The following is a 7,177-nucleotide window of genomic DNA, read 5'->3' on the forward strand; positions in this document are numbered from 1 at the left end:
GTCGTTAACTGACAGACTAATCTTCGATATCCATCGTCATTAGTGAAGCGTTACCACCGGCTGCTGTCGTATCAACACTGATGGTTTTTTCCGTCACCAAGCGTTCAAACAACACTTTATGGCTTACCGCACTAATTACTGGCAATATTGCGCCAACTCGAGCGGCTAACTGCTGATTAATCACATGGGTCAAACCCGTTTTGTTGTCAACTACCGCGCCACAAAGATGGTCGTGCGCGTTAAGATTTTCCAGTTGACTCAATTGTGCCACTTGGAAAACGCCCTGGACTAAGCCAATTTTATTTAAGCTGTCACGAATAACCTGAGCCTGCGCTAAATAAGCTTGTTCAACACAAGTTACCACGGTATTACCAGCAGCCAGAGCCGTGATAATGCCAACAAACCAGAAATCAAACGACGTATCAGCGTCGCGCACTACCGAGACACAACCACGAGATTCGAGGTGCAAAGTATTAGACTCACCTGTTGGTCCGGGTAATTGGGTCGGCTTGCTCAGTTTCTTCTCGATCATAATTAACTGCGCGCTGGCAGCCGTAATAGTTGCGGCCAATTCAGGTTGCAGTTTCATCGCACTTTGACTGCTTACTTGCGCTAATAACTGGCGTAAAGCTGAAATACGGGTATTAAGATCGCTGTGCGCCCAATCAATCGCAATGTTTTTACTGTGTTGCATCATGCCATCAATTAATGAGGCATTGGCACTGTCGGTCGCAAACAATGCGGTTAATGCAGCAATTTTGTCATCACTAAGCTTTGCAGCAACACTGCTGCCCTGCTCTTTAACCATGCGCGTAAGGTACAGCGGGCCACCAGCTTTAGGTCCGGTGCCAGAAAGACCACGGCCGCCAAATGGTTGCACGCCAACAACTGCGCCGATGGTATTACGATTAACATAAACATTACCAGCGCGAGAACGCTGCGCTAAGAACTCAGCTTTTTGGTCGATCCGGGTATGAATGCCCATCGTTAAACCAAAACCGGTTGAGTTAACTTGATCAATCACCTGCTCAATGTCTTTGCCTTTAAAGCGAATAACATGGACACAAGGACCAAAAACTTCTTGCTTAAGTACAGACAAATCACTGATTTCATATAGGCGTGGTGCAAAGAAATAGTTACCCGTGGTGCCCATTTCTGGCAGCGCACAAGTATAGTGCAAGGTCGCTTTGCCGCTTGGTGCCAACTCTTTTAAGTAATCAACGTGAGCGTTTAACGCGCCAAAGGCTTTGCTGTCGATAACCGGACCAACATCGGTGCTAAAAAACGCTGGGTCGCCAACATGCAACTCAGCCATCGCACCTTTGATCATGTCGATCACTTTGTCAGCGATATCTTCTTGCAAGAATAAAACTCTTAGTGCAGAACAACGTTGCCCCGCAGACTGGAAGCCTGAAGAAACCACATCATCAACCACTTGCTCAGGCAAGGCTGTTGAGTCAACGATCATACAGTTTTGACCACCAGTTTCAGCAATCAAAGGAACAGGGTCCCCTTCACGAGCAGCCAAGGTTTGCGCAATAATAGTACCGGTTTCAGTTGAACCCGTAAACATCACACCTTGAATGCGTGGGTCAGGAATAATTATTTTCCCAACCTTGCTACCACGAGCAATAACCGCTTGCACGACATCGCTTGGCAGACCCGCTTGTTGCATGAGTTCGATAGTACGCAGGGCAATTAAGCTGGTTTGTTCAGCAGGTTTTGCAACCACTGTATTCCCAGCAACGATCGCCGCGGCTACCTGACCAAGGAAAATAGCTAATGGGAAGTTCCATGGGCTAATACACAAAATAACACCACGAGACTCTAGCTTAGGATCGGCCATTAGCTCTTGCGCACGCGCGGCGTAGTAACGACAAAAGTCGACCGCTTCACGTACTTCAGACACGCCGTCAACCGGGATTTTTCCTGCTTCTTTAATACAAATTGCAATCAGCTCATCACGATGCTCTTCTAAAAGATCAGCCGTTTTTAATAATACCTGCGCTCGCTCTGCAACAGGAACCGCTGACCAACTAGCAAAAGCGGCCTGACTGCGATCAATAATTTGTTGCATTTTAGCGCCATCGGCATGTTCGATATGGCCAATAATTTCATCAAGGTTAGCAGGGTTCGTTACTGCATGGCTTCCTGCTGGCACTTGGTCAGCTGAAATAATATGCGTAGTAGACCAGTTATCAAGGTTAGCTTTCATTGCCGTTACAAGTCCAACATCGGTTAAATCGATGCCTTTCGAGTTAGCACGTTCACTGCCAAACAAGTTAATTGGCATCGCGATTTGGCTGTTGTATTTGTCGCCCCAAGCTTTGACGGTTTCAACCGGATCGGCCAATAGCGACTCAACCGGAATATCTTCGTCAACAATGTTATTTACAAATGAGCTATTGGCGCCATTTTCTAATAAACGACGCACTAAGTAAGCTAACAGATCTTCGTGAGCGCCAACTGGGGCGTAAACGCGACAAGATATCTGCTCGCCCTGAACCACTTGGTTATACAAAGATTCGCCCATGCCGTGTAAGCGTTGAAATTCAAAGCCTGTTTTGTCGTTATCAATCATTTCTAAAATGGTTGTTACGGTATAAGCATTATGGGTCGCAAACTGAGGGTAAATACTGTCACGATAGCTAAGCAGTTTTTTGGCACAGGCTTGGTAAGAAACATCAGTCGAAGGTTTGCGCGTAAAAACAGGGAAGTCAGGTAAACATTCAACCTGTGAATTTTTCATTTCACTGTCCCAATAAGCACCTTTAACCAAACGCACCATCATTTGGCGCTCGGCTTTAAGGGTTATTTCACGGACCCATTCAATCACAAAAATAGCGCGTTTTTGGTACGCTTGCACCGCAATACCAAAACCATTCCAGCCGTCTAGTGCCGGATCAAGAAATACTGCTTCAATCACATCCATCGAGATATCAAGACGGTCAGCTTCTTCAGCGTCTACCGTAAAACCAATGTCCCAAGCTTTCGCCGCTAAGGCAAGTTGCTTTAACCGTGGCACTAATTCTGCCATTACTCGGTCACGATGTGAAAATTCATAACGTGGATGAATCGCCGACAATTTAATTGAAATGCCTGGGCTCTTCTGTGGCCCACGTCCGGCCGCTGCAGTGCCGATAGCTTCGATGGCACCAACGTAGGCGTCATAATAGCGGTCAGCATCTTTCATGGTGCGTGCACCTTCGCCCAGCATATCGTACGAATAGGTATAACCTTTGCTTTCTTGGTCAACCGCACGATCTACTGCTTCATGGATATTGCGCCCCATGACAAACTGAGTGCCCATGATTTTCATCGCATAGCGTACCGCTTTACGAATAACAGGTTCACCTAAGCGACCAACGGTCCGTTTAAGCAAGTTAAACTGAAACTTTTTCTGCTTATCGGTATAGTTAACCAGCTTGCCGGTCATTAACAGACCCCATGAAGAGGCATTAACAAAGATCGATTCACTGTTACCAAGATGAGAGCCCCAATCGCCGTCAGCCAACTTATCACGAATTAAGTTATCTGCAGTTATCTTGTCTGGCACCCGTAACAAAGCTTCGGCCAAACACATTAAGACCACGCCTTCGTCTGTAGACAGGGCAAACTCATTTAACAGTGCATCAACACCACCTTTGCCAATTTGATCCTTACGAATATTTACAACCATTTGACGTGCGTATTCCCAAGCACGGCTTTTTGCATCAACCTCAATTTCGGCCAATGGCAACAGATAATTTAAAATTTCGTTTTCATCACAACGATAATGATCGCGGATAGTTTGACGTATTTCGCTAGAGGCGGTTAATGTACCGTTAAATAACATGAGCTGTTCTCACTTATAATTGTATGTCTTATTGATGAGGTCGATTTTAGCGATCCCACAGCAGAATGTGCTGGTGTAATTCCCAAAATAGCGGTAGATTAGCGGGATATCCGCTAACAAAACCGTAGAATATACTGACTATGAACAAATCGCACAAATCTCGTACCCTAGACAGGATCGACCTAAACATTTTAGCGACATTACAAGTCGACGGCAGGATCTCAAATGTCAACCTTGCTAAAACTGTCGGCTTAAGCGCTAGCCCTTGCTTAGATCGCGTTAAACGTCTCGAAGTTGAAGGCTTTATCGAACGGTACGGCGCGCACTTAAACGCCTCTAAGTTAAAATTTGGAATGTCAGCCTTTGTTCAAATTACGCTAGATCGCACCACAAGTGAAATCTTTAACACTTTTGAAGCGGCCATTCGATTAATTGACCAAGTAGCTGAATGCCATATGGTTGCCGGGGGGTTTGATTATTTGGTTAAAATAAGAATCGCCGACATGGAAGCCTACCGCCAAGTTTTAGGCACGATAGTTGATATCCCAGGTGTCGCCAAAAATCATACCTATGTCGTGATCGAACAAGTAAAAGAAGATCAGGGGTTGCCGCTGCAACCCTAAGTAACCCTGTCTCGCTTAACTAAGTTTAGTTTAGTTTAGTTAATCTCATCACGTGCCGCGCAATGACTTGCCGCGGTTTAAAACCTGCCCTGCGCTTTTAGCTCAAGATAAGACGCTTCTAATAACTCCAGCAATTGTTGCGCCTGTGGGTATTTTTTAGACACCACAAATTGAACCGGAACTTCAGATAAAGGCGAAGCAACCAAGTTCGGCAGTTCAAATACATCCAGTGTTGCGTCAATCGGCGTTTTATAATCCAATAGATAGTCAACCCGACCGATTTTTAGTAATGCTAAACCAGCGCTATGCGTTGATGCTTCAATCACCGTAATATTATTGACTGGGTTTTTTATATAACTTATCCAACCACCGTATGAATACCCACGAATAACCGCGATAGTCTGATGGTTAAGATCGCTCTTGCTCTTTATGCTTGGTTTATCGCCGACGTGATACGCTTGCAGCTTTATTTTCATCAGCTTGGTCTCTGACACTAACACTTTATCAGTTTCAGCAACCGCCGCGACTCCAAGCCATAAATCAATCTTTCCTTCTATTAGATAAGTTGTCATTCTTTTGGTCGGATAGGAAATAAAATTAGCGTCATAACCTGCGTCAGTTAAAATTTGTCGCAACAGGTCAATTAATTGACCTTGAGCCAACCCATGCTGATCAGTACTAAATAAAGGTGGGAATTCGACAAAACCTACGCGTACGGTAGGTCGCGGTTGCTTATGTTGCGATTGGTTAGCTTGCGCTCCAGCAATTAACACCAAAGATAAAATAACGCCAACGAGTAATTTTTTCATAACAGTCCCTTACCAGCAGATAGCTAAGTATTAATCTCTCTAATAAAACAAGATATTCAAAGCACTGTTATTCTAAAAAACTGTCAGGTTAAATTAGCGAGATAACCTTATTAAGCATAGTTGTTATTGATAATTAATCGGGTAAATTTTAGTTATTTTTTGGCCCTTAGTTAGATCAGAAATAATTGAGCAGCTGGCGGTAATATTCGTTGGTCTGTTCGAGTTGCTGGTGACTACCTTGGGCGATAATTGTGCCTTGCTCCATCACGATAATGTTATCCATTTGTTGTAACATTAACGGTTTGTGAGTGATCAAAATGAGGCTTTGTTCGTTGGTGCTCACGTGAGCAAGCAAGTTACTAATGACCTGCTGTTCTGTCTGACGATCTAAGCCCTTAGTCGGCTCATCTAAAATCAACACCTTAGACTGGCGCAATAATAGCTGTGCCAGTTGCAAACGCTGCATTTGCCCGCCCGATAATCGGGTGCCTGTTGGCCCAAGCCAGGTAGCTAAGCCTTGAGGTAACGTATCAATAAATTCTAGCAAGCCAGCGCTGTGGCAGACATCGCGCATTTGTTGCTCAGTGGCGCTGTTGTTTGCTAAACGTAAATTGTCTGCCAGCGTGGCATCGAACAAATGCCCTTGCTGGCTCATTAGCGCAATGTATTGACGTAGTTGTTCAGGATTAATCCGAGTTAGGTCCTTATCTGCAATGGTTAAATCAACCGTTGGCCAAAAGCCCATCAACAAGTTTACGAGGGTCGACTTACCGGCGCCGCTGGCACCAATTATTGCCACTTTTTTACCCGGCTTAACGGTTAAATTAATATTTGATAATACCGGGCTCGCCCCTGCTTGATTAGGATAACTAAAATTAAAATCCTTAAACACAATAGCACCACTGACTAATGGTTCGGTGCCGTGTTGAGCCGGTAACTGGCGGTCAATAATCTCAAATAAGCGCGCGGCACTGGCCAAAGTATGCGGTAAAATCTGTAACGCTAACGGCAACGTCATTACTGTTTCAAAACTGACTAAAATTAGCAAAGTCATCGCGACCACCAGCTTTGAATCGAGTTGTCCCATCGCGACCAAAGGCATCAGATATAATAAACAAGCCAGAGCAACCAAGTGAGTCACTAAAAATGTCACGCTGCTAAGCGCCGCGTTAATTTTTACCAACTGCAATTGCACTTGATAATAGCGGTCGCTAAGCCCTGCTACCGTAGACTCAAAACTGTGGTTCATTTGGTAAACTAATAATTGCTTAAGCGCGCCAATGCCACCGATAAGTTCTAACTTAAGGCGACTTTCTAAATTCGATTGTTGCTTAGCAGCGCCACGGGCCAAATAAAAACTAAGCAGCGGTAACACCAGACCGACAAAGCATAAAGCAGCGGCAATGATTAACGCAACAGGTGCCGAGATAAGCGCTAACGCCAAACACACCAGCGGCACACTAATTAAAGCGACAATAACCGGTAATAACACCCGCAAATAAAAATTGTCGAGCTGATCGATATCTTGTTGTAAGCGCGCTAACAAATCACCGGCTCGCAAGTCGATTCGGTAATAGGGTAATAAGGGCTCAAGTTGGCCGTAAAAGTAATGCCGCAATTGCGCCAAGGCATTAAAAGTAGCACGATGGGTTAGCAAACGTTCGCCGTAACGACCGACACTTCGCACAATCGCTAAAAAACGAACAATCGCGCCTGGGGTAAAGTAATTTACACTGGTGCCCGTAACCCCAGCAACCGCCATTAAGGTTAAAAACCAGCCCGACACCGCTAACAAGCTGATGTTAGCTAGAATGGTCACTACCGCCAACAATGCGCCTAATAACATCATGGGTAAATGCGGCTTAAATAAGCCGAGTAAACGAATAAACACCCTCATTTGACATCATCCG

The 7,177-nt window shown here is 45.0% G+C and carries 4 protein-coding genes; 1 reads left to right on the top strand and 3 read right to left on the bottom strand.

Going from position 1 to position 7,177, the window contains the following annotated elements:
- Positions 1–16: 16 nt before the first annotated feature.
- A complete protein-coding gene (gene putA, locus HRU23_19395) occupies positions 17–3,835 on the bottom strand; it encodes a bifunctional proline dehydrogenase/L-glutamate gamma-semialdehyde dehydrogenase PutA (GenBank protein NRA56312.1) in 3,819 nt (1,272 codons plus the stop codon).
- A gap of 140 nt (positions 3,836–3,975) precedes the next feature.
- Between putA and HRU23_19400 the strand changes: the two genes are divergently transcribed.
- Positions 3,976–4,458, top strand: a complete 483-nt coding sequence (locus HRU23_19400; protein ID NRA56313.1) for an Lrp/AsnC ligand binding domain-containing protein — start codon at positions 3,976–3,978, stop codon at positions 4,456–4,458.
- Positions 4,459–4,535: 77 nt separating this feature from the next.
- Here HRU23_19400 and HRU23_19405 read toward each other — a convergent pair whose 3' ends face one another.
- The gene (locus tag HRU23_19405; protein NRA56314.1) at positions 4,536–5,267 is read right to left on the bottom strand and encodes a transporter substrate-binding domain-containing protein; all 732 of its coding nucleotides are present in this window, start codon (positions 5,265–5,267) and stop codon (positions 4,536–4,538) included.
- Between the two features lie 175 nt (positions 5,268–5,442).
- On the bottom strand, positions 5,443–7,164 hold the full coding sequence (cydC, locus tag HRU23_19410) for a thiol reductant ABC exporter subunit CydC (protein NRA56315.1): 1,722 nt from the start codon (positions 7,162–7,164) through the stop codon (positions 5,443–5,445).
- Between the last annotated feature and the right edge of the window lie 13 nt (positions 7,165–7,177).

This window comes from Gammaproteobacteria bacterium, from assembly GCA_013214945.1.
Lineage (GTDB): Bacteria > Pseudomonadota > Gammaproteobacteria > Enterobacterales > Psychrobiaceae > Psychrobium.

Excerpts from the sequence above, each read along its gene's own strand:
- putA (NRA56312.1), bottom strand. The coding sequence starts at position 3,835 with ATGTTATTTAACGGTACATTAACCGCCTCTAGCGAAATACGTCAAACT.
- HRU23_19400 (NRA56313.1), top strand. The coding sequence starts at position 3,976 with ATGAACAAATCGCACAAATCTCGTACCCTAGACAGGATCGACCTAAAC.
- HRU23_19405 (NRA56314.1), bottom strand. The coding sequence starts at position 5,267 with ATGAAAAAATTACTCGTTGGCGTTATTTTATCTTTGGTGTTAATTGCT.
- cydC (NRA56315.1), bottom strand. The coding sequence starts at position 7,164 with ATGAGGGTGTTTATTCGTTTACTCGGCTTATTTAAGCCGCATTTACCC.